Annotated in this window: 24 protein-coding genes; 10 read left to right on the top strand and 14 right to left on the bottom strand. The window is 69.5% G+C overall.

Features of this window, described 5'->3' with window-relative positions; translation table 11 throughout:
• Window positions 1–63: 63 nt before the first annotated feature.
• Together GA0070561_RS08985 and GA0070561_RS08980 are read right to left on the bottom strand one after the other, a co-directional pair.
• The gene (locus GA0070561_RS08985) at window positions 64–591 is read right to left on the bottom strand and encodes a pyridoxamine 5'-phosphate oxidase family protein (protein ID WP_091398199.1); all 528 of its coding nucleotides are present in this window, start codon (window positions 589–591) and stop codon (window positions 64–66) included.
• Complete coding sequence (locus tag GA0070561_RS08980; protein ID WP_091398194.1) at window positions 588–1,256, bottom strand: DUF899 domain-containing protein; 669 nt, start codon at window positions 1,254–1,256, stop codon at window positions 588–590. Before GA0070561_RS08980 ends, GA0070561_RS08985 begins: the two co-directional genes overlap by 4 nt.
• A gap of 129 nt (window positions 1,257–1,385) precedes the next feature.
• Between GA0070561_RS08980 and GA0070561_RS08975 the strand changes: the two genes are divergently transcribed.
• The 4 genes from GA0070561_RS08975 (at window position 1,386) to GA0070561_RS08960 (ending at window position 5,184) form a co-directional block, all read left to right on the top strand.
• Window positions 1,386–1,847: a winged helix-turn-helix transcriptional regulator gene (locus GA0070561_RS08975; protein WP_091398190.1), complete on the top strand. Its 462-nt coding sequence runs from the start codon at window positions 1,386–1,388 to the stop codon at window positions 1,845–1,847.
• Window positions 1,848–1,975: 128 nt separating this feature from the next.
• Window positions 1,976–3,877, top strand: coding sequence for a S9 family peptidase (locus tag GA0070561_RS08970; RefSeq protein ID WP_091398187.1), 1,902 nt, complete (start codon window positions 1,976–1,978; stop codon window positions 3,875–3,877).
• 141 nt (window positions 3,878–4,018) lie between these two features.
• Window positions 4,019–4,786, top strand: coding sequence for an arsenate reductase/protein-tyrosine-phosphatase family protein (locus GA0070561_RS08965; RefSeq protein WP_091400077.1), 768 nt, complete (start codon window positions 4,019–4,021; stop codon window positions 4,784–4,786).
• Window positions 4,783–5,184: a VOC family protein gene (locus tag GA0070561_RS08960; protein WP_091398184.1), complete on the top strand. Its 402-nt coding sequence runs from the start codon at window positions 4,783–4,785 to the stop codon at window positions 5,182–5,184. Before GA0070561_RS08965 ends, GA0070561_RS08960 begins: the two co-directional genes overlap by 4 nt.
• A 125-nt stretch (window positions 5,185–5,309) precedes the next feature.
• Here GA0070561_RS08960 and GA0070561_RS08955 read toward each other — a convergent pair whose 3' ends face one another.
• The 6 genes from GA0070561_RS08955 to GA0070561_RS08930 all read right to left on the bottom strand — a co-directional run bounded on the left by GA0070561_RS08955 (window position 5,310) and on the right by GA0070561_RS08930 (window position 9,846).
• Window positions 5,310–6,095 (bottom strand): phosphotransferase, encoded by a 786-nt coding sequence (locus GA0070561_RS08955; protein WP_091398179.1) that lies wholly within the window; start codon window positions 6,093–6,095, stop codon window positions 5,310–5,312.
• A gap of 413 nt (window positions 6,096–6,508) precedes the next feature.
• A complete protein-coding gene (locus GA0070561_RS08950) occupies window positions 6,509–6,976 on the bottom strand; it encodes an HNH endonuclease (RefSeq protein WP_091398176.1) in 468 nt (155 codons plus the stop codon).
• 230 nt (window positions 6,977–7,206) lie between these two features.
• Window positions 7,207–7,767, bottom strand: a complete 561-nt coding sequence (locus tag GA0070561_RS08945) for a dihydrofolate reductase family protein (protein ID WP_091398172.1) — start codon at window positions 7,765–7,767, stop codon at window positions 7,207–7,209.
• Window positions 7,768–7,771: 4 nt separating this feature from the next.
• Window positions 7,772–8,260: an SRPBCC family protein gene (locus GA0070561_RS08940; RefSeq protein ID WP_091398170.1), complete on the bottom strand. Its 489-nt coding sequence runs from the start codon at window positions 8,258–8,260 to the stop codon at window positions 7,772–7,774.
• A complete protein-coding gene (locus GA0070561_RS08935) occupies window positions 8,260–8,670 on the bottom strand; it encodes an ArsR/SmtB family transcription factor (RefSeq protein WP_091398167.1) in 411 nt (136 codons plus the stop codon). Before GA0070561_RS08935 ends, GA0070561_RS08940 begins: the two co-directional genes overlap by 1 nt.
• A 246-nt stretch (window positions 8,671–8,916) precedes the next feature.
• Window positions 8,917–9,846 carry a LysR family transcriptional regulator gene (locus tag GA0070561_RS08930; protein ID WP_091398164.1) on the bottom strand — a complete coding sequence of 310 codons (930 nt, stop codon included), beginning with the start codon at window positions 9,844–9,846 and terminating at the stop codon, window positions 8,917–8,919.
• A gap of 127 nt (window positions 9,847–9,973) precedes the next feature.
• On the opposite strand from GA0070561_RS08930, the gene GA0070561_RS08925 reads away from it, so the two are divergent.
• Window positions 9,974–11,224, top strand: coding sequence for an MFS transporter (locus GA0070561_RS08925; RefSeq protein ID WP_167362364.1), 1,251 nt, complete (start codon window positions 9,974–9,976; stop codon window positions 11,222–11,224).
• Window positions 11,224–11,796 (top strand): GNAT family N-acetyltransferase, encoded by a 573-nt coding sequence (locus tag GA0070561_RS08920; protein WP_091398158.1) that lies wholly within the window; start codon window positions 11,224–11,226, stop codon window positions 11,794–11,796. Before GA0070561_RS08925 ends, GA0070561_RS08920 begins: the two co-directional genes overlap by 1 nt.
• Window positions 11,797–11,830: 34 nt before the next feature.
• Here GA0070561_RS08920 and GA0070561_RS08915 read toward each other — a convergent pair whose 3' ends face one another.
• Window positions 11,831–12,571 carry an SDR family oxidoreductase gene (locus GA0070561_RS08915; protein WP_091398154.1) on the bottom strand — a complete coding sequence of 247 codons (741 nt, stop codon included), beginning with the start codon at window positions 12,569–12,571 and terminating at the stop codon, window positions 11,831–11,833.
• Between the two features lie 126 nt (window positions 12,572–12,697).
• On the opposite strand from GA0070561_RS08915, the gene GA0070561_RS08910 reads away from it, so the two are divergent.
• Window positions 12,698–13,180, top strand: a complete 483-nt coding sequence (locus GA0070561_RS08910; protein WP_208603716.1) for an RrF2 family transcriptional regulator — start codon at window positions 12,698–12,700, stop codon at window positions 13,178–13,180.
• A 33-nt stretch (window positions 13,181–13,213) separates the two neighbouring features.
• Here GA0070561_RS08910 and GA0070561_RS08905 read toward each other — a convergent pair whose 3' ends face one another.
• Window positions 13,214–14,776, bottom strand: coding sequence for an ArnT family glycosyltransferase (locus tag GA0070561_RS08905; protein ID WP_091400073.1), 1,563 nt, complete (start codon window positions 14,774–14,776; stop codon window positions 13,214–13,216).
• Window positions 14,777–14,899: 123 nt separating this feature from the next.
• On the opposite strand from GA0070561_RS08905, the gene GA0070561_RS08900 reads away from it, so the two are divergent.
• The 3 genes from GA0070561_RS08900 to GA0070561_RS08890 are packed head-to-tail and all read left to right on the top strand — an operon-like array spanning window position 14,900 to window position 17,046.
• Window positions 14,900–15,931: an aldo/keto reductase gene (locus GA0070561_RS08900; protein ID WP_091398150.1), complete on the top strand. Its 1,032-nt coding sequence runs from the start codon at window positions 14,900–14,902 to the stop codon at window positions 15,929–15,931.
• Window positions 15,928–16,434 carry a DinB family protein gene (locus tag GA0070561_RS08895; RefSeq protein ID WP_244166126.1) on the top strand — a complete coding sequence of 169 codons (507 nt, stop codon included), beginning with the start codon at window positions 15,928–15,930 and terminating at the stop codon, window positions 16,432–16,434. The genes GA0070561_RS08900 and GA0070561_RS08895 overlap by 4 nt, the downstream gene beginning before the upstream one ends.
• A 24-nt stretch (window positions 16,435–16,458) precedes the next feature.
• Window positions 16,459–17,046 carry a GNAT family N-acetyltransferase gene (locus tag GA0070561_RS08890; RefSeq protein WP_091398143.1) on the top strand — a complete coding sequence of 196 codons (588 nt, stop codon included), beginning with the start codon at window positions 16,459–16,461 and terminating at the stop codon, window positions 17,044–17,046.
• On the opposite strand, the gene GA0070561_RS08885 is transcribed toward GA0070561_RS08890, so the two are convergent.
• From GA0070561_RS08885 to GA0070561_RS08870, 4 genes are all read right to left on the bottom strand, one after another.
• Window positions 17,047–18,339 carry an MFS transporter gene (locus tag GA0070561_RS08885; protein ID WP_091398140.1) on the bottom strand — a complete coding sequence of 431 codons (1,293 nt, stop codon included), beginning with the start codon at window positions 18,337–18,339 and terminating at the stop codon, window positions 17,047–17,049. It abuts the gene before it with no gap.
• 149 nt (window positions 18,340–18,488) lie between these two features.
• Window positions 18,489–18,716, bottom strand: coding sequence for a hypothetical protein (locus GA0070561_RS08880; protein WP_091398136.1), 228 nt, complete (start codon window positions 18,714–18,716; stop codon window positions 18,489–18,491).
• Between the two features lie 108 nt (window positions 18,717–18,824).
• On the bottom strand, window positions 18,825–19,730 hold the full coding sequence (locus GA0070561_RS08875) for a hypothetical protein (protein WP_141710338.1): 906 nt from the start codon (window positions 19,728–19,730) through the stop codon (window positions 18,825–18,827).
• Window positions 19,717–20,964, bottom strand: a complete 1,248-nt coding sequence (locus tag GA0070561_RS08870) for a hypothetical protein (protein WP_091398128.1) — start codon at window positions 20,962–20,964, stop codon at window positions 19,717–19,719. The genes GA0070561_RS08875 and GA0070561_RS08870 overlap by 14 nt, the downstream gene beginning before the upstream one ends.
• Between the last annotated feature and the right edge of the window lie 14 nt (window positions 20,965–20,978).

Raw genomic sequence — 20,978 nt, 5'->3', positions numbered from 1 at the left:
TGCCCGGTCACTGATGAGGTGAGGCTGGACGTGCCGGTGACGGTTCATGACGCAGCCCGGCAGTCAGGTGCGGTTGAACCGCCAACGGGTCGCGGTCAGCCCGTCCGTGCCGTAGCCGAAAGCCCGGACGGGGGAGACCTCGTAAAAGGCATACTGGGGCGATCCCGGCAGACTCTCGTCATGGACTCGGCCGTCCCTGATGGCGAACGCCCAGGCGTACTTCGTTGCGAAGGCGGCGGCCACCCGGCGCAGCGCGGTGTCTCCCGACACCTGGTGAGCTTCGCCGCTTACCACCAGGTCGAGGTCTTCGCTGCTCACAGTGATGACAGCGCCGGGGTTGCCGGCCAGGTTCCGGCTCTTGCGGGAGCTCGGGCGGCTCGCGATGCACGGCGCACCATCCACCAGCACCACCATCACCGGTGCGGCGTGTGGACGGCCGTCCGGTCCCACGGTGGACAGCCAACACTTGTGCGCCGACTCCAGACAGGCCAATGCCTGCCTCCAAGGCTTGAGTGTCGCCACGTCGGTGTCGAAGGGTGTCGCATCTTCCTGCCCGAAGAGCAGCTCAGCGACTGGCGTGTCGACTGTCATGACGGGTCCTTGGTCGTGTCGTACTCGTCGTGCAGCCGCCACCACTGGTATGGCTGGGTCTGCGGCCAGCCTTGCGGCGAGTCCTCCCAGGTCTCCTGTCTGCCGTATGGCGTCAGGTCGAGGAAGGACCAGTTGCTGCCGAGCCGTTCCACGCCCCGGGCGGTGGTGGTGTAGGTGCGGAAGATCCGGTCGTCGGCGCGGAGGAAGACGTTCAGCGCGAATCCGTCGCCGGTTCCCATGTCGGCGTTGAAGCTGTTGTTCAGCGACGAGTACCAGGGCAGCGCCCAACCCATTCGCCGCCGCAGCGCCAGTAGGTCGTCGAGTGGGCCATGGGACGTCAACGCCAGGGTGACGTCGCGGGCATTGAGGTGGGCCGGGTGTCCGACGTTGTCGGTGAACATCGAGCAGCCGGAGCAGACAGCGTCGACGCCGTGCCACATGAAGGTGTACACGATGAGCTGGCGGCGGCCCTGGAACAGGTCGGTCAGACTGGCAGGCCCGGACGGGCCCTCGAACACGTAGTCCTGCTCGACCGGCGTCATCGGTAGCCGGCGACGCGCCGCGGCCACTGCGTCGAGCTGGCGGGTGAGTGCTTTTTCGTGGACTCGCAAGGTGTTCACTGCCTCTTGCCAGTCCCCGGTCGGCACGATCGGCGGATGGTTCATACGGGCCTCTTTCGGCTTCCATACGCGTGTAGAGGGGGCTTGAACCAGTCCGTCTCCTGAAGGAACGGACTGGTTGTGACGCTAACAGAGTCAGTTCCTTGAAGGAACCGCCTTGCGTATCGTGACGTCATGCAGCGAACGCAATTCGGCGCCATGGCATGCTCGATCGCCCGCACCCTCGACGTCATCGGCGAGCCGTGGTCTCCGCTGATCTTGCGGGACGTCTACGCCGGCACGCACCGCTTCGAGCAACTCCAGCGGGGCCTCGGCATGTCCCGCAAGGTGCTCGCCGAGCGGCTGAACTGGCTGGTCGAACAGGGAGTCCTGGCCCGGCGTGAGTATTCCGCCCGGCCGCTCCGGCACGAATACCTGCTCACCGAAAAGGGCAGGGAGCTGTGCGACCTGCTGCTTGTCATGGTGCGGTGGGGTGACCGGTGGACGGCGGGCGAGGCCGGCCCGCCGGTGCTCTACCGCCACCACGCCTGCGGCAAGATCAGTCATGTGGAGCTGCGGTGCTCGGAGTGTGAACAGCCCATGCGGGCAACTGACATCGACCTGTTGCCCGGGCCCGGAGCCCACCCGGGATCTTGACCATCGGATCGGTTGGCTTACTGGTTGTGGCCGCCGATCGATCGCGGGCACTCTCGGTGAGAATCGGATGCGTCGATCCAGTACCGGACCGACGCATGACGTTCTGTGGACGCTGGCAGACTCATCACATGACGGGTCTGACAGCCGAACTCGTGGCCGATGGTCGCGCCCCGCAGGCCCCGGCGCTCGCACCGAACGGCCGCTTGCTCTGCTACGTCCTCGCCCCCCTCAGCCGGAGCGGTGACCACCTCGACACCGAACTCTGGCTCGTCGACACCGATGCCGCCGTCGCGTCACGCCGGGCGACCGCCGACACCGCAACCGAATCCCAGCCACGCTGGTCGGCCGACTCGGGAACGCTGTTCTTCCTGTCCGACCGCGCCGACCGCGGTACCCCGCAGCTGCACGGGCTCACCCTCGCCGACCGCACGATGACCCCATTGACCAAGTGGCGTGCCGGCATCGTCGACCACCTGCCGCTCAGCGACCCCAACCTGGTCGCTCTGCTCGCCGAGGACGAACCCACCGAGCAGGACACCGACCGTGCCCGCGACCGCGACGACGCCATCGTCGTCGGCGAGCGCGAACCGCGTGCCCGACTGCGCCTGCTCGACCTGCGCACCGGCCGGGTCACCAGCCCGAGTGTGTTCGGTGACCGGCACGTCGTGGAACTGCGCCAACGTCCCGACGGCGGCCCAATTGCCGTGCTGACCTGGGCCAGCGCTGACAACGACCACGGTCCACGCACCGGCCAACTGCACCTGTTCGACCCCACGACCGGGACCGAGGAGAACCTCGGACCGGTCGAGGTTGACGCACGATCTCTGGCCTGGTGGCCGGGCTCGGACGGTTGGCACCTCGGTTACATCGCGCTCACCCCACCGACTCTGCAGGCCGGCACCGCCGTGTTCGACCTGGCCGTGGACAGCCGCGTCCTGCGCAACCGCACCGCTGGTCTCTCGATGTGCCCCACCCAACTTCGCCAGACCGACGCTGCACCGCTGGTGGTGTTCGCCGACGGCCTGAACACGACCCTGGCCCGGCTCGACCCCACCGACCTCACGACCCTGTCGCATCACCCCGGACGCCTCGACAACCTCACCACCACCCGTACCGGCGACAAAATCGCGGTACTGACCGGCACCCGCTACCAAACCCCGAACGTTCACATCGGAGCGCCAACCGGGCCGCTGCGAAGAATCACCAACACCCGGCCGGAACTCGACGGCGTCCCGCTTGGCACGCAACAGCCGCTGGCCTACCGCGCCGCCGACGGCCTCGACCTGGACGGCTTGCTCGTGCTGCCGGTCGGAAAGACCGCATCGGAAGGCCCGTTCCCGCTGGTCACGATCGTGCACGGAGGCCCGTACGATCGCTACGCCGATCGGTGCCAGCTGTTCTGGTTTCCCAGTGCGCAGTGGTTGGCCGCCGCCGGCTACGCGGTGTTGCTGCCGAACCCGCGCGGCGGTCAGGGCCATGGCCACCAGTTCGCCGCCAGCGTCGCCGGCCGGGTCGGGCAGCAGGAGTGGACTGACATCCTGACCGGCATCGACCTGCTAGTTGCCGAGGGCATCGCCGACCCCGACCGGCTGGGCATCGCCGGCTGGAGCCACGGCGGCTTCATGTCCGCCTGGGCCATCGGCCAGACCGACCGCTTCCGCGCCGCGCTGGTCGGCGCCGGCGTCATCGACTGGGGCATGCTCGCCGCGACCGGGGAGCACGGCCAGTTCGAAGCCGCACTCGGCGGCAGCACCGGCTGGTCGGGTATCGGCCCACACCCACACGACGCGGTCAGCCCAATCTCCTTCGCCAGCAACATCCGCACTCCGGTGCTCATCCTGCACGGCGCCGAGGACACCAACGTCCCCCTCGGACAGGCCGTGTACCTCCACCGGGCGCTGCGCCACTTCGACGTCGAGCACGAGTTCGTGATCTACCCGAGAGAGGGCCACTCGATCCGGGAACGCAACCACCAACTCGACGTCCTGCGCCGGACCCGCGCCTGGTTTGATCGCTGGCTCCGGACCTGACCTGAGCTGACCGCGAGGCTGGACGGGCTGTACGCCACCAGCGCCCGCAGGTCCCGGCCGGGTTCGTGTCGGTGAGCTCTACCGTGGCCACATTCCCGCTCGCCCCAAACCGATCAAACCAGTTTGATGTATCTTGTGGTCATGGTGCCGCCGAGTCACACTGCGCCGCCGTTCGTCCGGCTGGCCGCACACCCGCTGCGCTGGCAACTGCTGACCGCACTCGCCGGCAGTGACCTGCGGGTCCGCGAACTGGTCAGCCTCGTGGACCAGCCGCAGAACCTTGTCTCCTACCACCTGCGGCTGCTGCGCGACGGCGGCCTGGTCACCGCCACCCGCAGCAGCTTCGACGGTCGCGACACCTACTACCACCTCGACCTCGACAACTGCGCCCACGCGCTGGCAGGCACCGGCGCCGCCCTGCACCCCGCCCTGCAGTTGGGCAGCACTCCACCGGCCCCGCCGGTCCACCCGCCGCGAACCGTGCTGTTCGTGTGCACGGGTAACAGCGCACGTTCCCCCATCGCCGAAGCCCAGCTCCGACGGCACACCGCCGGGCACGTGCAGGTGACCAGCGCAGGAACCCGCCCCCGACCGCAACTACACCCCCATGCCGTGCGGGTGCTTCGCGACCACGTCGGCGTCGACGTCGCGAGCCGGCACCCGCGGCACCTGGACACGCTCACCGGCCGCCGCTTCAACTACGTGATCACCCTGTGCGACAAGGCCCGCGAAGTCTGCCCTGACTTCGGCAACCCGGCCGGTCAGCTGCACTGGAGCATCCCCGACCCCGCCGCAGCCGGCACCCGGGACGACTACCCCGCCTTCTTGCAGGTCGCTGCCGACATCGACACCCGCGTGCGGCATCTGCTGCCCGTCCTCGCCACCGATCCCCAGGAGACCAAACCGTGAGCACACCTGAGCAATACGTCAGCGTCCGCTACCTCGTCGACGATGTTCACGCCGCCGTCGACTTCTACACCGCCCACCTCGGTTTTCACCTCAAGACCAGCGCGGCCCCCGCCTTCGCCGACGTGGTCCGCGGCCCGCTACGACTGCTGCTGTCCGGACCCGCCAGCTCCGGCGCCCGCGCCACCCCGAACGACGCCACCAGCCCCGGCCGCAACCGCATCCACCTCATCGTCGACGACCTGGACACCGAGATCGACCGGCTCCGCGACGCCGGCCTGGCGTTCCGCAGCGAACTGGTCTCCGGGCCCGGCGGCCGTCAGATCCTGCTCGCCGACCCCGCCGGCAACCTCATCGAACTTTTCCAACCCGCCGGCGAAGCCACCCCCGCCAACATCTAAACCCAGTCGGGCCAAGGCAAAGTCGGTGCTCCTCAGCGCCGACTCCGCCCGCAGCCCAGCCGTTCATGCGCGGGAACTCGCGCATCCAACGCACGCCGTGCGGCACCAATGGGGGCACTGGTGGGCTAGGCGACAGCCCGGCCCAACTGATCGCGGTGCGCGGTGATCCACCTCGCGTCGCGTCGGTAGAGCCCGACGTGACTGCGGATGTTCTCCTGTCCCTGATCAGCCCGCGCCTCGGTGAAGGCGGCGAGGTCGTGTAGTCGATGGACCGCGATCTGGAGGACGTGAACCGGGTCTTGCCCCGAGCCGTAGGCATCGCAGAGCACTCGCAGCCGACGTGCCCGCTCGCCCAGGTCACTGTCTATTGCGTCGCCGTTGTTGGGATGGGCCAGCGGCACCAGCCGGTAGGCAAGGTAGGCCAGATCCCACGACCGGGGACCGGGCGACGCGGTGTCCCAGTCGATGACTCCGGTGAGCCGCCGGTCGGTGAAGACCATGTTGTACGGCGCGAAGTCGTTGTGACAGATGACCTCAGCTGGCTGCCGTACCGGGAACTGCCAAACTCCGCCGACGGTGTCGAAGCTGGCGCTGGCGTGGTGAAGTTGTGCGAGGTAGGCACCTGCATCGGTGAGGACGCCATCGCTCCAGATCCAGTCCGGCAACGGGTACTGCGGCACGATGCCCGGCAGGTACGAGACGCTGTCGCGTCCGTGCTCATCGGTCCCGAACGGTTGGGGAGCCCAGGTGACGCCGCGCTCATGCAGATGTCGTAGCAGGCGTTGAACCGTCGGGCTCCATGCTCCGGCACCGCGTCGAACAGTGGCACCGACACGTGTTGCACCCCCCATGTTGCCCCCGGATAGCGCTTCCTCCTGCTCGCCGACCGCGTGCGCGCTGTGGTCATTCATGCCGACATCTTCAGCGCGTGGGGGCCGGCAATGCCACCGCGTTCCCCGAGGCGGGCTGACGCCGGTGGTAGGGACCGGGGGAGCCAATTACCGGATTACCGTTAACGATAATCCGGTAATTACCTGGGACGAAAGGTACGAAGCGTACATGCATCATAATGACAGTTCTTGTGCGTAAGGAATCAGGATGTTGTGTTGACGCACCCGCACGACCCTGGCCGCCCGCTCACGTGCCGACTCATCCGCTTCGAACGGAGGCGGGTGGCGTACGGGTTCACCACAATGGCGTGGTGTGGTGGTGGTTGGGTCTCGCCGACGCCTGTGCCATCTGGGCTGTCGCCGTCGCCATCAAGACGCGAACTGCTCAGCGGACTTCGCGCCTGAGGCGGACCGAAAGACGGCGCGGTACGTACTCAGTCCACCTGCCGCCCGTAAGCCGCCCGTGCTGCGGCAACCTCTGCGGCCTGGCGGATGCGCCACCTTCGCTGGGCCTCGCTGTTGCACACACGACACACCTTGCGGTAGCGGCCACTCGCGGGATCGATTTCACGCTCATGCCCGCGGCTGCAGCGCGGCTGCTGGGCGCGCTTGCGGCAGGTTTCGGCGTGTGTCACCTGCTGCAGATGAGTTGGTTCGATGCAGTCCGGCACGCCACAAAGGTGGTGGACGTCCAAATTCGGGTCGTAGTCACCCACGAAGACAACGTAGGCCGTGATGTGGGCCCAAGCCCTCCCGGCGACCTTCTGGTACACGCCCCGCTGGCTACCGTAGCCGCAGACAATCAGGCAGCCGTCGTCTCGACGAACCGAACGATCGATGAGGTGCGCCCGCAGGGTCTCCTCTGTGAAATGTCGGGACAAGCCCTTCACCTGCGACAGCATCTCACCAGGCTAGGTCAGTGCTCAGACACTTTCGACCTGCTGGTACCGGATCCGGCGGGCGACCTGCCCTGAGCAGGGCCGCGGCGACGGATGCTCCGACGGGGATCGGACCGCCGCCAACCGCGCAGGTCGAGCGTGATGAACGCACAGAGCGAGCTGGGCGTCGCTTCGGCCGGTGGCCCCGTCGGCGTCACCGACACACGTCCCGGCCGGTGACGCCGACGACCGTCTCAGGTACGGAGGCCGTAGTGCACGTACAGGACACCGTTGCTGAGTCGGCGACTGTCCGATAGCTCCAGACCGAGGCGGGTGCCGCTGGGCAGCCCGGGCTTGCCTCCGCCGGTGAGGATGGGATGGATCAGCAGGTGGCACTCGTCGATCAGCCCGGCCTGGAATGCCTGCGCCGCGAGGTGTGCGCCTCCGATGGTGAGGTCACTGGTGGCCGAGGCTTTCATGGCGCGTACCGAGGCGGGGTCGAAGTTCCTTTCCACCCGGGTCCTGGCGGTCGAGGTCGCGTCCAGCGTGGTGGAGTAGACGACCTTGTCCGCTGCCTGCCAGACGTCGGCGAAGTCGGCAGTGAGCTTCGAATGTGCGGCCAGGGCAGGGTCGGTTTCCCAGACGGACATCGACTCGTACAGACGCCGGCCGTAGAGGTAGGTGCCCCTGGGCCGAACCAGGTCGGTGATGAACGCGAGGTAGTCGTCGCCGGGTGGGGTCCAGTCGAATCTGCCGTGTTCGTCCTCGATGTAACCGTCGAGGGACACGTTCGTCACGTAGATCAGCTTGGCCATGGCGCTACACCTCGACGTCGACTGCGACGGGTTGGGCGTTCCGCAGTGTGGCGTCCAGTTTGGAGAAGGCCTCGTTCCAACCCTGTTCGGCAGGGCCAACCACCCGCCCCGGGAGCCACTGACGGATCTCGAGGCGCGTCCGTCCATCGGCCTCGTCGTGGAACTCGACCCGCATCCTTGTCTCGTGCGGCTCAATGCCCTCCGGCAGTTGCCCGGTGACGTGCGCGACGCCGTCGAGCAGTTCGCCGTCGACGACGTCGGTGAGGTCGATGTGGACGTCGACCCGAAGGTCGGGTTGGGTCGGGAAGACCTCGGTCCACCGCTGGTAGCCGCCGGGCCGAACGTCGAACTCCATTTCGCCGCGAGGCAGTGAGTTGCCGATCGGTCCCCACCATGCGGCCAGGTGGTCCGGGTCGGTGAAAGCTCGGTAGACCAGCTCCCGTGGCGCGTCCACCACGCGTGAGATGACGATTGGCGGTTTGTCGCTGTCCATCAATTCTCCTTGTCGTGAGCCTTGGTCGGGGATTCCCTGTCGGGAATCGCCGGGCCGTGGGTCGTTCGGTCCGTCGGCCGGCCGGCGGCCTGCACGGCCGCGAGGTGGGCGTCGAGGCGGGTGAGGGACGTGTCCCAGAACCGCCGGTAGCGCTCGATCCAGTCGGCCGCTTCGCGTAGCGGGGCGGCCTCGATGCGACTCATCCGCAACTTCCCCGACCGGGTGCGTGAGATGAGCCCGGCGCGCTCAAGCGCCTTCAGGTGCCGCGACACCGCCGGCATCGAGATCGGAAGCGGAGCGGTGAGCTCGGTGACCGTGGCGTCGCGGTCGGCCAGCTCGGCGAGGATCGCCCGTCGAGTCGGGTCGGCGAGCGCCGAGAACACCGCGCTGAGTTGATCGCTGCCTGACACCAGAGCCTCCAATCACTTAACCAACACGTTAAATGTAGTGCCGGATGAACGCGTGTCAACACGCCGAGACATCGCGACGCGTCGACCGAGACTTCGACCCTGGCTGCTCACTTCCTCAGCCCGCCGCAGCTGCCGGTGGTGGTCAGCAGGGATGGTGTCGGCACCACAACGGACGGCAGGCTGAATCCAAGGCCGCCCGACGTCTGGTGGTGGTGATGGGGTAGTCGCCGCTGACGCGCTTGCGCGCTAACCCCAGGGTGGCAGCCAGACCTCGATGTCGGGGGCCTGCACTCGCCGGGAGGCGAGGTAGTCGCGCAGTGCCCGCAACGCGGGATGCGGGTTGTCGTCGCGCCAGATGAGTGACATGGGGTAGATGGGCGCCGGGTCACGTACCGGTACGCGCCGCAGGTCGTAGCTGTCCGGCCACAGGTACCGGGTCCGAACGCCCGCGAGGGTCGCCAGCTCCGCGGAGTCGGCGATCTCGGCGAGCAGCGCCTCGTTGCCGAAGACCGGCCCGACCAGGTCGATGGTGAGGCCGAACGCCGCGGCGAGTTCGTCGTAGTAGTCGGCCCATTCGGTGCCCGGGGCCATGCCGGGCATCCAGATGCGGTGCTCGGCGAGTTGCGCGGGCGTGACGGTGCGCGCGTTGGCCAGGGCGTGGCGGGGGCCGACGAGCAGTTCGTGGTGCTCGTCGATCACGCGGGTGGTCCTGATCGTGGCGGGCAGGTGACGCGCGGCGACGGTGACAGCGTGGAAGGTGGCGTCGACCGTCCCCGCCTCGACGGCGGCCATCGCCGCGTGGACGTCGGCGTCGAGGGTGACGACGTCCAGCTCGATGCGGGGATGCGCGCGGTGGAAGTCCTGCAACAGCACCGCCGGTGCGATCCGTCGGCTGTGCACATCGACGCGCAGTGCCCGTCGGCCGGGGCGTACGGAGGCGTCGGCGCGCGCCTCGGCCCGGAGCAGTTCACGGGCGTGCGGCAGGAAGGTCTGACCGTCGACCGTGAGGTGGGTGCCGCGCGCGGTGCGGGTGAACAGCCGTACCCCGAGGTCCTTCTCCAGTGCGGCGATGCGCTTGGAGACGGCCTGCTGGGTGATCGACAGCGCGGCGGCGGCGTCCTGGAACTGGCCGGCGTCGACGGCGGCGACGAACGTGCGGACGGCGTCGAGATTCACCTGACAAACCCTACTGACACAACCTCTGGTTGTGCCGCGCCGCTCATCCGGTTGTTTGATCCATGGTCGTCCGCCTTGCTTTGATCGCCGCGGTCAACGCTGAGTTGTTGGGGCGGGAGGTGTGGGCTTGTCCGCGAGACGATCCCTGGGGCGGCGGTTCGGCTGGTTGTGGGCGTCGTACGCGGTCAGTGCCTACGGCTCGGGGCTGGGTTTCGGGGCGTTGCCGTTGATCGCCGTGCTGGTGTTACAGGCCAGCCCCGCTCAGGTGTCGGTGTTGGCCGCGCTGGGGCCGGCGGTGGGCGCGCTGATCGCGTTGCCGCTCGGGCCGTGGGTGGAGTTCCACCGCAAGCGGCGGGTGATGATCGCGATGGACCTGGCCCGGTTCGCGGTCCTGCTGACGATCCCCGTCGCGTACGCGCTGGGCCGGCTCAACTTCGGGCAGTTGCTGGTCGTCTCGGCCGTGCTCGCCACCGCCAAGATTGCCTTCCACGCGGCCAGCGGCGCCTTCCTCAAGGCCCTCGTGCGGCCGGACGACCTGCTGGTGGCTAACGCGCGGTTCGAGTCGACGACCTGGAGTTCGATCGCGCTCGGGCCGCCGCTGGGCGGCGCCGCGGTGGGACTTTTCGGGCCTGTCGTCACCGTCGTGGCCGACGCGCTCAGCTACCTGCTCTCCGCGCTGGGCCTCACCGCCATTCGCGGCCCCGAAGACCACCCCCGGCGCGCCAGCGCTGGGGTCCGGGCCGGTGATCTGCTCGACGGCTGGCGGCACCTGCTGACCCACCCCGGTCTGCGGGCGCTCTACCTCAACCAGTTGCTCGTCGGCGGGCTGATCATGGCCACCGAACCGCTGCTGGCCGTGCTCCTGCTCGGCGAGTTGGGCTTTGCGCCCTGGCAGTACGGCCTCGCCTTCGCCGTGCCCTGTGTCGGCGGGCTCATCGGGTCGCGCCTGGCCCGTCGGGTGGTGGCACGCTACGGCCAACATCGGATCATCCGCACCGTGGGCACGCTGCGCGCGATCTGGCTGATCGGCCTCGCCGTCGTCCAGCCCGGCGTGGTCGGTCTCGCCACGGTGATCGCCGTCGAGTTCGCGATCATCATCAGCATGAGCCTGTACAACCCGGTGCTCGCCACCTACCGCCTTCAACAGACTCCGAAGGATCGCGTCGTCCGTACCCTCTCTGCCTGGTCCATCGGCAGCAGCGCGACCATCGCCACCCTCAGCGCGCTCGGTGGGCTGCTCGCGCAGGCCACCAGCCCACGCACGGCGATCACGGTCGCCGGGCTGGCGATCCTCGCGAGCCCGCTGCTGCTGCCCCGACGCCCGGACGCCGATCGGCCGGTAACGGAGCGCTCCGCGCGGGTCTCTACGATCGCGTGATGTTCCAGCCGACCTACCCGATCCGCACCGCACGGCTCGTCCTGCGCCCGGTCACGATCGACGACCTCGACGACGTGTACGCGTTTCAGCGTCGACCAGACGTCGTGCGCTGGATGCTCGGCGCGGAGCCGCGTACCCGTGAGCAGTCGCGGGTGTCGGTGCTCGCCATGGCGGGCGAGGACGCGTGGCGCGCGGAGGGTGACTGCCTGACGATGGCCGTGGTCACCGACGCCGGGGTGATCGGGATCGTGGAGTTGGTGTGGCGCAGCCAGCTCGACCGTACCGCCGAACTCGGGTTCGTCTTCCACCCCGACCACGGCGGTCGCGGGTTGGCCACGGAGGCCGCCACCGCGCTGCTGGACTGGGGCTTCACCGAGTTCGGACTGCACCGGGTCTACGGCCGGTGCCACGGCCGCAACACCGCGTCGGCCCGACTGATGGCGCGACTCGGCATGCGGCAGGAGGCCCGCCATGTCGAGAGTTACCTGTTCAAGGGGGAGTGGGCCGACCAGCTCGTCTTCGCGATCCTGGCGAACGAGTGGCGGGCCGGGACCCGCACGCCGCCGTCGTGATTGTCTGCCACGGCGACGTGCGGGCGTCGACACCTCAGGCCCGGCGCGCGAGCCACTCCCGGTAGGCGGTGGGCGCGATGACGGCGTCGTCGCCTGCGATGAGGACATCGCCGGACATGGCGGCGAACATGCCGGCGCCGTCGTCGGTGGTGACGGTGCGCTGGTCACCACGGGCGGCGAGGGTGATCCGCCCCAGCTCGTCGAGGGCGAAGACGTCGGGCCCGGCGACGTTGCGGATGCCCCGCAGCGGCGCGCCCATGCTGACCTCGGCGACGGCCTGCGCCACGTCGGCGGCGGCCATCGGCTGCACCGGCGTGCTGGGCAGGCGGACGGTGGTGTCGTCGGCCGTCCAGGACAGGATCGCCTCGACGAACTCGAAGAACTGGGTGGCGCGGACGATCGAGTACGGAATCGGACCGGCCGTGAGGATCTCCTCCTGGAGGGTCTTGGCGCGGTAGTAGTCCAGGTCGGGCACCTGGTCGACGCCGACGATGGAAAGGATCACCGCGTGGCCGACGCCCGCGCGAGCGGCTGCGGCCAGCAGGTTGTCCATGGTCGTCTGGAAGAAGGCGGGCGACGCCTCGTCGAAGGTCGGCGAGTTCGTCAGGTTGACGACGACCTCGGCGCCGGCGAGCCCGTCGGACAGGCCCTGCCCGGTGAGCAGGTCCACGCCGGTGGACGGCGAGAGCGGCACCGCCTCGTGCCCCGCGGCCTGCAGGATCTTCACGACCTGCGACCCGATGAGGCCGGTCCCGCCCAGTACGGCGATCTTCATCCCATGCACCTTCCCGTGACTGTTTTGGTCCGACTGCTGAGGTTCAGCCGAAACTCGGACCTTCCTTGTCCGAGAACTATACTCGGACACAACGAGTCCGAGTAACGGGGTGACTAGGGTGACGTCATGAAGATGTCCGGCGGGGTCGAGTGGGCGCTGCACTGCTGCGTGGTGCTCACCGCCAGCCACACGCCCGTTCCGGCGGCCAAGCTGGCGGAACTGCACGACGTCTCCAGCAGCTACCTCGCCAAGCAGCTCCAGGCGCTGGCCCGCGCCGGCCTGATCCACTCCGTGCAGGGCAAGTCCGGCGGCTACGTGCTGACCCGCGCACCGCAGAGCATCACCCTGCTCGACGTGGTCCAGGCCGTCGACGGTCCCGGCAGGACCTTCGTCTGCACCGAGATCCGCCAGCGCGGCCCGTTCGCGACGCCGGCCGACGCCTGCACCACGCCATGCCCGGTGTCCCGGGCGATGTGGGCGGCCGAGGACGCGTGGCGCCAGGCGCTCGCCGCGGTCACGATCGCAGATCTCGCCCGCGACGTCGACGCCACCTCCGGCCCCGAGGCTCTGGTCGGCATCCAGGCCTGGCTGACCGGCGGAGCCAGCTGACCCTGGCTGACCGGCGGAGCCTGTCGTGCACGGTCAGCCGGTGTGGCGTACCTCGGTGTCCCAGATCTGCGACCACGGACGCCGCAGCCCTCGGCACACGTGGATCGGGCCGCCGTTCTCGTCGTTGTCCACCTCGACCCGCTGGTCCACCACCCCGGAGAGGGTGCACCGCTCGAACCAGGCGCCCAGCGGGTCGCCAGGCTCACCACCAACCCAGCCGACGGCGATGACCACGTCCGCGTCGGCCGGCGGGCGACCGAAGTCGACCATGCTGTTGTGCCCGGAGTACGCCCTGGGGAGGTCACGGGCCGGACCGTAACGCGCCAGTGCACCGGCCTCGCCGTAGTTGGCGGTCAGGACGACCGCCCGTGACCGCTCCTCGGGCGGCAGGCCACGATGGACCCTCGCGACCGAGTCGGCGAACTCCGGCCAACCGATCGTCTCACCGGCGTCGTAGTTGACGTCGACCACGAAACCGGGCAACCGGTCGGCCGGCAGCACCGGCAGCAGCAACACGACGTTGGGCAGCAGGAACGGCACCACGCCCAGCGCGAGCAACCCCCGACGCCACCAGAGCGACCCGCGCGAGGCCCACGCCACGGTGACCAGCGCTCCGGCGGCGGTGAGGACCAGCAACAGCGGCGCGTCGTAGTAACCCTTGCCGCCGGCGATCAGCACGATGCCGACGACGACCACCCAGGCCCACCCCACCGCCCGGTAGGCCCGCCACTCGGGCCGACGGAGCAGCGCGATCAGGCCGGCGATCCAGATCGGTACGGCGTACGGGCTGATGATGACGAACTGGAGGGTGAACGCGTCCCGTCGACCGCTGTAGGAGCTGTCACCGTCGGAGATGGAGGCGGCCACGCCGAGCTGCGGAAAGCCGTTGGCCGCCTGCCAGATCAGGTTCGGCGCGGCCAGCAGCACGGTGATCCCGGCGGCGGCGAGCACCCACCGGTCGCGCAGCAACCGGCGTGGGCCGGCGATGAGCACCCCGGCGACCAGGCCGACGGCCAGCAGCGCGGGCAGCAGCTTGCTGAGCATGCCCACACCGAGCGCCAGCCCGATGCCCAGCGCCCAGCGGCTGTCACCGGTACGCAGCAACCGCACCGCACACCACGCCGCGACCAACCAGACCAGCAGGTCGACGGTGGTGGTGCTGAGCAGGTGACCACTGGCGAGCACGATGCCGGAGAGTGCGGCGAGCACCGCCGCGAAGAGCTGCCCGCCCCGGCCGGCACCCAGCTCCCGGGCGATGGCGGCGACCAGCAGCACCGCGCCGCCGGCCAGCACCGCCGACGGGGTGCGAAGCACCACCAGGTTGCCCGGGGCGATCGTGTCGAGCAGCCGGGCCAGCGCCGGGACCAGCGGGCCCTGATCGACGTAGCCCCAGTCGAGGTGCCGACCGGCGAGCAGGAAGTACAGCTCGTCGCGGTGATAGCCGTAACGGCCCGCGAGCAGCAGGAGCGTCACGGTGGTGGCGGCGGCCACCAGCCAAGGGCCACGGGTACGAACGCCGGGCTCCGGCGGCCGCCCCGACGGCGGCGACTGGGTCGGCCGCTGAGGTCGGTCGATCTCGATCGCGGGCTCGCTCACCCGCTCATGATGACCGGCGGCGTCGCCGCGTGGGTGCCCCAACGGGCGTTCGGCACTGTGCCGAATGCGGGTGGTCGAGGCGGGTGCGAAGATCAGCTTTGTCACTCGGACCGAAAGGACGATATGCGCTATCGCACTCTGGGCAACACCGGCACCGTGGTATCCACCCTGTGTCTGGGCACGATGACCTTCGGCGCGGAGACCGACGAGGCCGGCAGCTTCGCCCAACTGGACCGGTTCGTCGATGCCGGTGGCACCTTCATCGACACCGCTGACGTCTACTCCACCGGCGTCTCGGAGGACATCATCGGGCGCTGGCTGCGCAGCCGACCCGAGCTGCGTGACCGCCTGGTGATCGCCACCAAGGGGCGGTTCCCGATGGGCCCGGGGGCCAACGACGCCGGCCTGTCCCGGGTGCACCTCACCCGCGCCCTGGAGGCCAGCCTGCGCCGCCTCGGCGTCGAGGCCGTCGACCTGTACCAGGCGCACGCCTGGGATCCGCTGACCCCGCTGCCGGAGACGCTGCGGTTCTTCGACGACGCGGTCAGCGCCGGCAAGATCCGCTACGCGGGGGTCAGCAACTTCACCGGCTGGCAGTTGCAGAAGGCAGCCCTGCTCACCCAGCACCTCAACCTCACCCCGATCGTGACCCTGCAACCGCAGTACAACCTGCTGGCTCGGGAGATCGAGTTCGAGTTGGTGCCGGTCTGCGAGAACGAGGGCATCGGCATCCTGCCGTGGTCACCACTGGGCGGCGGTTGGCTGACCGGCAAGTACCAGCGCGACAGCACGCCCACCGGCACGACGCGGCTCGGCGAGAACCCGCAGCGCGGCGTCGAGGCGTACGCGGGTCGCAACGCCGAGGAGCGCACCTGGCGGGTGCTCGACGCGGTCCGCCAGATCGCCGGGGACCGCGACGTGTCCATGTCGGCAGTGTCGCTGGCCTGGCTGGCGGCCCGACCGGCGGTCACCTCGGTGATCCTCGGCGCGCGGACCACCGAGCAGCTCGACGACAACCTGACCGCCGCCGACCTGGTCCTCGACGCCGAGCAGATGCGGCTGCTGGACGAGGCGAGCGCCCCGCTGGTGGGCGACTACCCGTACGGCGCGGCCGGGGTGCGCCAGCGTGCCCGTGACCTGCCGGCCGGATCATGACGTCGTTCCCCGAGCCCACCGACCCGGCCGGCAGCCGCACCGAGGTCTTCCTGCGCTACCTGGACTACTTCCGGGAGTCCACGGTGGCCAAGGTGTCGGCGCTCGCCGAGCCGGAGCTGCGGCGCAGCCGGCTGCCGTCCGGGTGGACGCCACTGGAGCTGCTCACACACCTGCGCCACGTCGAGCTGCGCTGGATCGAGTGGGGTTTCCAAGGCCGGGACGTCGCCGAGCCGTGGGGCGACCGCCGCGACGACCGCTGGTACGTCGCCCCTGACGAGACCCGCGCGGATCTGGTGGCGGCGCTGCGGGCGCAGGGCGCGCACACCACGGCCGTGGTGACGGCACACGACCTGGCCGAGATCGGCGCGCCGGGCCCGCGGTGGAACGGCGCGGACCCGGCGTCACTGGAGCGGGTGCTGTTCCACCTGGTGCAGGAGTACGCCCGCCACCTGGGCCACCTCGACGTGGTCGCCGAACTCGCGGGCGGCCCGACCGGGAAGTGAGGCCGTCGGCTCGATAATGGGCTGATGCCGCTGCTCATCGCACCAGCCCTGCCCGCCGGAAGCCTCGCCGCCCAGGAGCAACCCCACCTCCCGGTACGCCCCTGGCTGGCCCTGCGGCCGTGGCGCGACGACGACGCCCCGGCCGTCCGGGCCGCCTTCGACTGCCCGCAGATCCAGCGGTGGCACGTCCGGCGCATCGACGGCGACGACGAGGCGCGGTCGTGGACGGCGCAGTGGGCCGGTCGTTGGCGTGACGAGACGGCCGCCAGCTGGGCGATCGTCGACGCCGACGACCGACCGCTGGGTCAGGTGGGCTTGCGGGGCGTGCTGCTGGACGAGGCGTCGGCGCAGGTGTCGTACTGGTTGTTGCCCGTTGCGCGTGGTCGGGGCATCGCCACCGAGGCGCTGGGGGCACTCACCCGGTGGAGTTTCACGCGGGCCGGTCTGCACCGGCTGGCCCTGGAGCACTCGACCGCCAATGCGGCGTCGTGCCGGGTGGCCACGCGGGCCGGTTTTCCGGTGGAGGGCGTGGCCCGGGGGTCGGTTCGCCACGCCGACGGCTGGCACGACATGCACCTGCACGCACGGCTGCGCACCGACCGCCGGACCTGATCACCCGATCTGTTCGGTGGTCGGCGCGGATGGTGTCGGCGTCGCGCCATCCTCGTCGGCGCGTCGCATCGCCCGCGGCAGTCGCAACGCGACGACGCCGGTGGCCACCAGTCCGCCGACCCCCGCGACCATCAGCGTCACCGGGGCGGAGGTGGCGTCCAGCAGGACACCGCCGGCGAGGTAGGACGTCGCGGCGGCGACCCCGATCGCACCGTACAGATTGCCGAAGACCCTGCCCAGCATGCCCGGGGGCACCGTGCGTTGCAGCAGTGTGCTGGAGGCGACGTCCATGGCCGCCAACCCGAACCCACGGACGGCTTGCAGGGCGATCGCGGCGGCGACGGCCCAGGCGAGCCCGGTCAGCAGGTTGCCGACACTGCTGACGGCGAAGCCCGCGATCAGCAGCAGCGGCATCGACGCCCGGGTGCCCCACCTGGACAACATGGCGTAACCGGCCACCAGTCCGACACCGACCGCGCCCAGCAGAAGCCCGACCGCGGATTCGCCGACGTGAAAGGTCTTCTGGGCCAGCAGCACCAGGGCTACGTCGTCGACCCCGTTGAAGGCGACCACCGCAGTGAAGCCAAGGAAGATCACCCGCACCGTCGGAACACTCAACAGATAGGCGATGCCCGCTCTGGCCTGTCGCAGCAGGGACGGCTGGCGCCCGTCGCCGGAAGCTGGCGGAAGTGAGGGGAGCGTCGCGAGCAGCACGGCCGAGACCAGGAACGACACGGCGTCGACGAGCAGCACACCACGCAATCCGACCAGCGGGAACAGGGCTGCGGCGAGCAGGGGGCCGACCGCCTCTGCTGCGTTGGAGCCGAACCCGAGGGTGGAGTTGGCGGTTTCCAGGTCACTGTCACCGACCAGTGCGGGCACCGCCGCCCGAGACGCCGGTTGGAAGAGCTGCGACGCGGTGGCGCGAACCGCGACGAGAGCCAGCAGCATCGGCAGCGAGGGCATTGTCAGCACGATGACCAGCAGGACCACAGCTTGGACGAGTTCGCAGACGACCATCAACCGTCGGAGATTGAGCCGATCAGCGAGGGCTCCGGTGAAGGGACCCAACAGGGATGGAGCGAAATCTCCGACCAGAAGCAGAAGCGCGACCGCCAGTCCCTTCCCCGTCGTCTCGGCGACGTGGAAGATGAGCGCGACGAGGCTGAGCGAATCGCCCGCATACGAGACGAGCCGTGCCGAGAAGAGCGTTCGGAATGGCCTGTTGCGGCGAAGCAGTCGGGTGGGACGCAATGGCGCAGCGTCTGCCGTGGCGGACGCTGCGCCGGACATCTCGAACTTCCCCTGTCGCCGAGGGCTGCGGTGCGGCGTCGTGCTGCCGACACAGAGGACGGGTGACACGGTCCACCGATCAGCCTGTAGGTGAAGGTAGCCATCACAGCGTCGGTGAGCGCGGTATTTACGGTTGTCGGGGAGCTGACTCAGGAAGCGATCGGGACGTCGGTGGTGGTCCCGTTGGCGTCGGTGACCCGTACGTCGGTCGCGGCAGCGGGCAGGAGTGCCGCGTTGCGGCCGGCGTCCTGCCACTGACCGTCTCCGACTCGGCAGCTCAGCGCCGACCTCTCGGCGGCGACGAGAACACCCTGGTCGTCGGGCAGTCGTAGCCGCACCGGTAGGGGTGCCGACCAGTCCGCGGTCGTGCTGGCCACCGCTTCGAACGGAAGATATTTGCGGGCGAGCAGCGCGATGACGCGGGACGGGTCGTCGTCGTACTGGACGGTCCGGGGTGGGTGCCGCAGCTGGTGGGCGGCCGGCGGTCAGTAGGGGCAGCTGCGCCCGTCGCGCACCATCTGCGCGTACTCGGCGCCGGTGATGCGCAGCCGATCGGTCTCGCTGCCGTCCTTGGCCCGACAGCCGTTCAGCGGATTGAGGTAGATCCCGGCGTAGGCCGAGTCGTCAGCGCGCCCGGTCACCTCGAACGGTTTGTCGCCGGGTGCCGAGATCACCATTGTCGTCCGTCGTCCGTCGGCGAGGTAGTCCAGCTCCAGTCGCCATCGGCAGTGCTGCTTCGCGCTGAGCGCTCGTACCTGGATGACGTTCTTCTCACCCTTGGGCAAGGTGATCTTGTGGGTGGAGAAGAACGGGGCACCGGCATCCTCGCCATCCGGGTCGTCGACGAGCATGCGGGGATTCGGTCGATCCACGTGTGTCACGAGGACGATCTTCTTGGAGTCACCCTGGGAATCGTTGTGTTCCCGAGTCCCGGTGAGCGGGGGGCGGCAGGGCTCGACGAGGACGGGCCGCAGGTCGACGGCCTCGCCGGCCTCGTCCCGGGTGCCGACGAGGGTGATCTCCCAGGTGCTCCGTTCGATGTCGACAGCGCCGGCCTCGACGGACGGATCGTCCGGCCGTTTGGCGTCCAGGCGAGCCAGGTCGGCGCCGGCGGGGTAGACGTAGTCGAGCGCACCCTCCTGCGGGTAGGGAACGTGCTTCACGTCCAGGACGACGACAGGCCCCCGGCCGGCCAACTGCTCGGCCAGCTCGTTCGCTGGCTTCCACTGGTTGATCGCGCCGAGAACGACGGCGCCGAGCCAGGTGGCGACCGCGCCGACCACGATCGTCAGCAGCCAGGTGACGGGACGCTTCCACCAGGCGACAGGTGCCGGCACGGGGGACGACACCGGGGCCTTACGGCGACGCGGACGCTTGTTACGTGGACTCATGGACCGGAGTCTCCTGCGTATCGATGGACGTGTCGGTGTCGAGGAGCCGACGGGCCAGCAGCACCGGCAGCGCGACGAGCCAACCCCAGGCCGCGCCGAACCGCAGCGCCGAGGTCAATTGCAGGCCCAGGGACTCCCAGGGCGCGCAGCCGGTAGGGGAGTCCGAGATGGCGCAGCCGACGAGGACATCGGACGTCGCGGTCAGCGCGGACGCCGCGATCGTGGCACCCCAACAGACGACGACGAGCCCGAGGCGGTGACTGGAGTTCGGCAGGCCGGCGAGCAACGCCCAGAGCAGGAGCCACAGCACCACCAGCACGGCGAGGGCGAGCACCGACCTGTGCACCCATACGTCCATCGACAGGGGATTCGGGTCGATCTCGTGGGTCAGTCGATATTCGACGTCGTCGCGTCCACGTGGCGGCGGGGACAGGGCGGGGCGGGACAGGAACACAGTGAGCAGCGCCAGGAAGCCTCTCCCCGAATAGCTGTCCCACACCGCCTGGGTGCCGTTGATCAGCATGAGCACCAGCACCGGAAGGACGCCGGCCAGGGCAAGGTTCGCGCTGCGTCCTCGCACGTCGCCGATGAGAAGAACGCGGGCTGCCGGAGCGCTGTCGTCGGCCGCGTCCCGGGGCTCGTCGTCACCTTCGTCGGTGTCTTTCTTGAGCCGGCCCAGCAGCAATATCGCCAGGCTGGTGCAACCCACCAGGGAAGCGTTCGCGCCCGCCAGCAGGCAGCCGAGAAAGAGGGCGTCGGACGTCCAGCCGGTCAGCGTCAGATGCGCGCTGGCGAGGAGCGTGGAATGGTCCAGTGCCTCGTTGGCGTACCAACCGGCGGGGGCGGTGTGGACGCGGACCACCAGGGTGGCCCACCAGAGCAGGTCCCCGATCGCCGTGGCGGTGAGGGCGGCGGCCGCACCGACCATGGCCGCGATGAACGGGTGCGTCCGCCGGGTGACCAGGCCGCAGGCCAGGTACGTCGACACCCCCACCAGCAGGATCACGACCCAGCGGATCAGCGGCGTCACCGCGTCCATCATGGGAGCGGTGATGGGGTCGAGGGGGGCGAAGAAGACCACCCCCTTCGCGACGAGGGTCCGGAAGTCGACGGCGGTCCGCGTGACGGTGATCGGCCCCGCCATGGAGTTGACCTCGGCGGTGACCCCCAGGTAGATCAGGATGGCGCCCACCGCGGCGAGCACGGCGACGACGATCCTGAATGGTCGGCTCATCCGGGCGGCCTCAT

It is taken from the genome of Micromonospora saelicesensis (assembly GCF_900091575.1).
GTDB lineage: Bacteria > Actinomycetota > Actinomycetes > Mycobacteriales > Micromonosporaceae > Micromonospora > Micromonospora saelicesensis.
The sequence above is the reverse complement of the archived record's forward strand: the minus strand, read 5'-3'. Positions and strand labels throughout refer to the sequence as shown.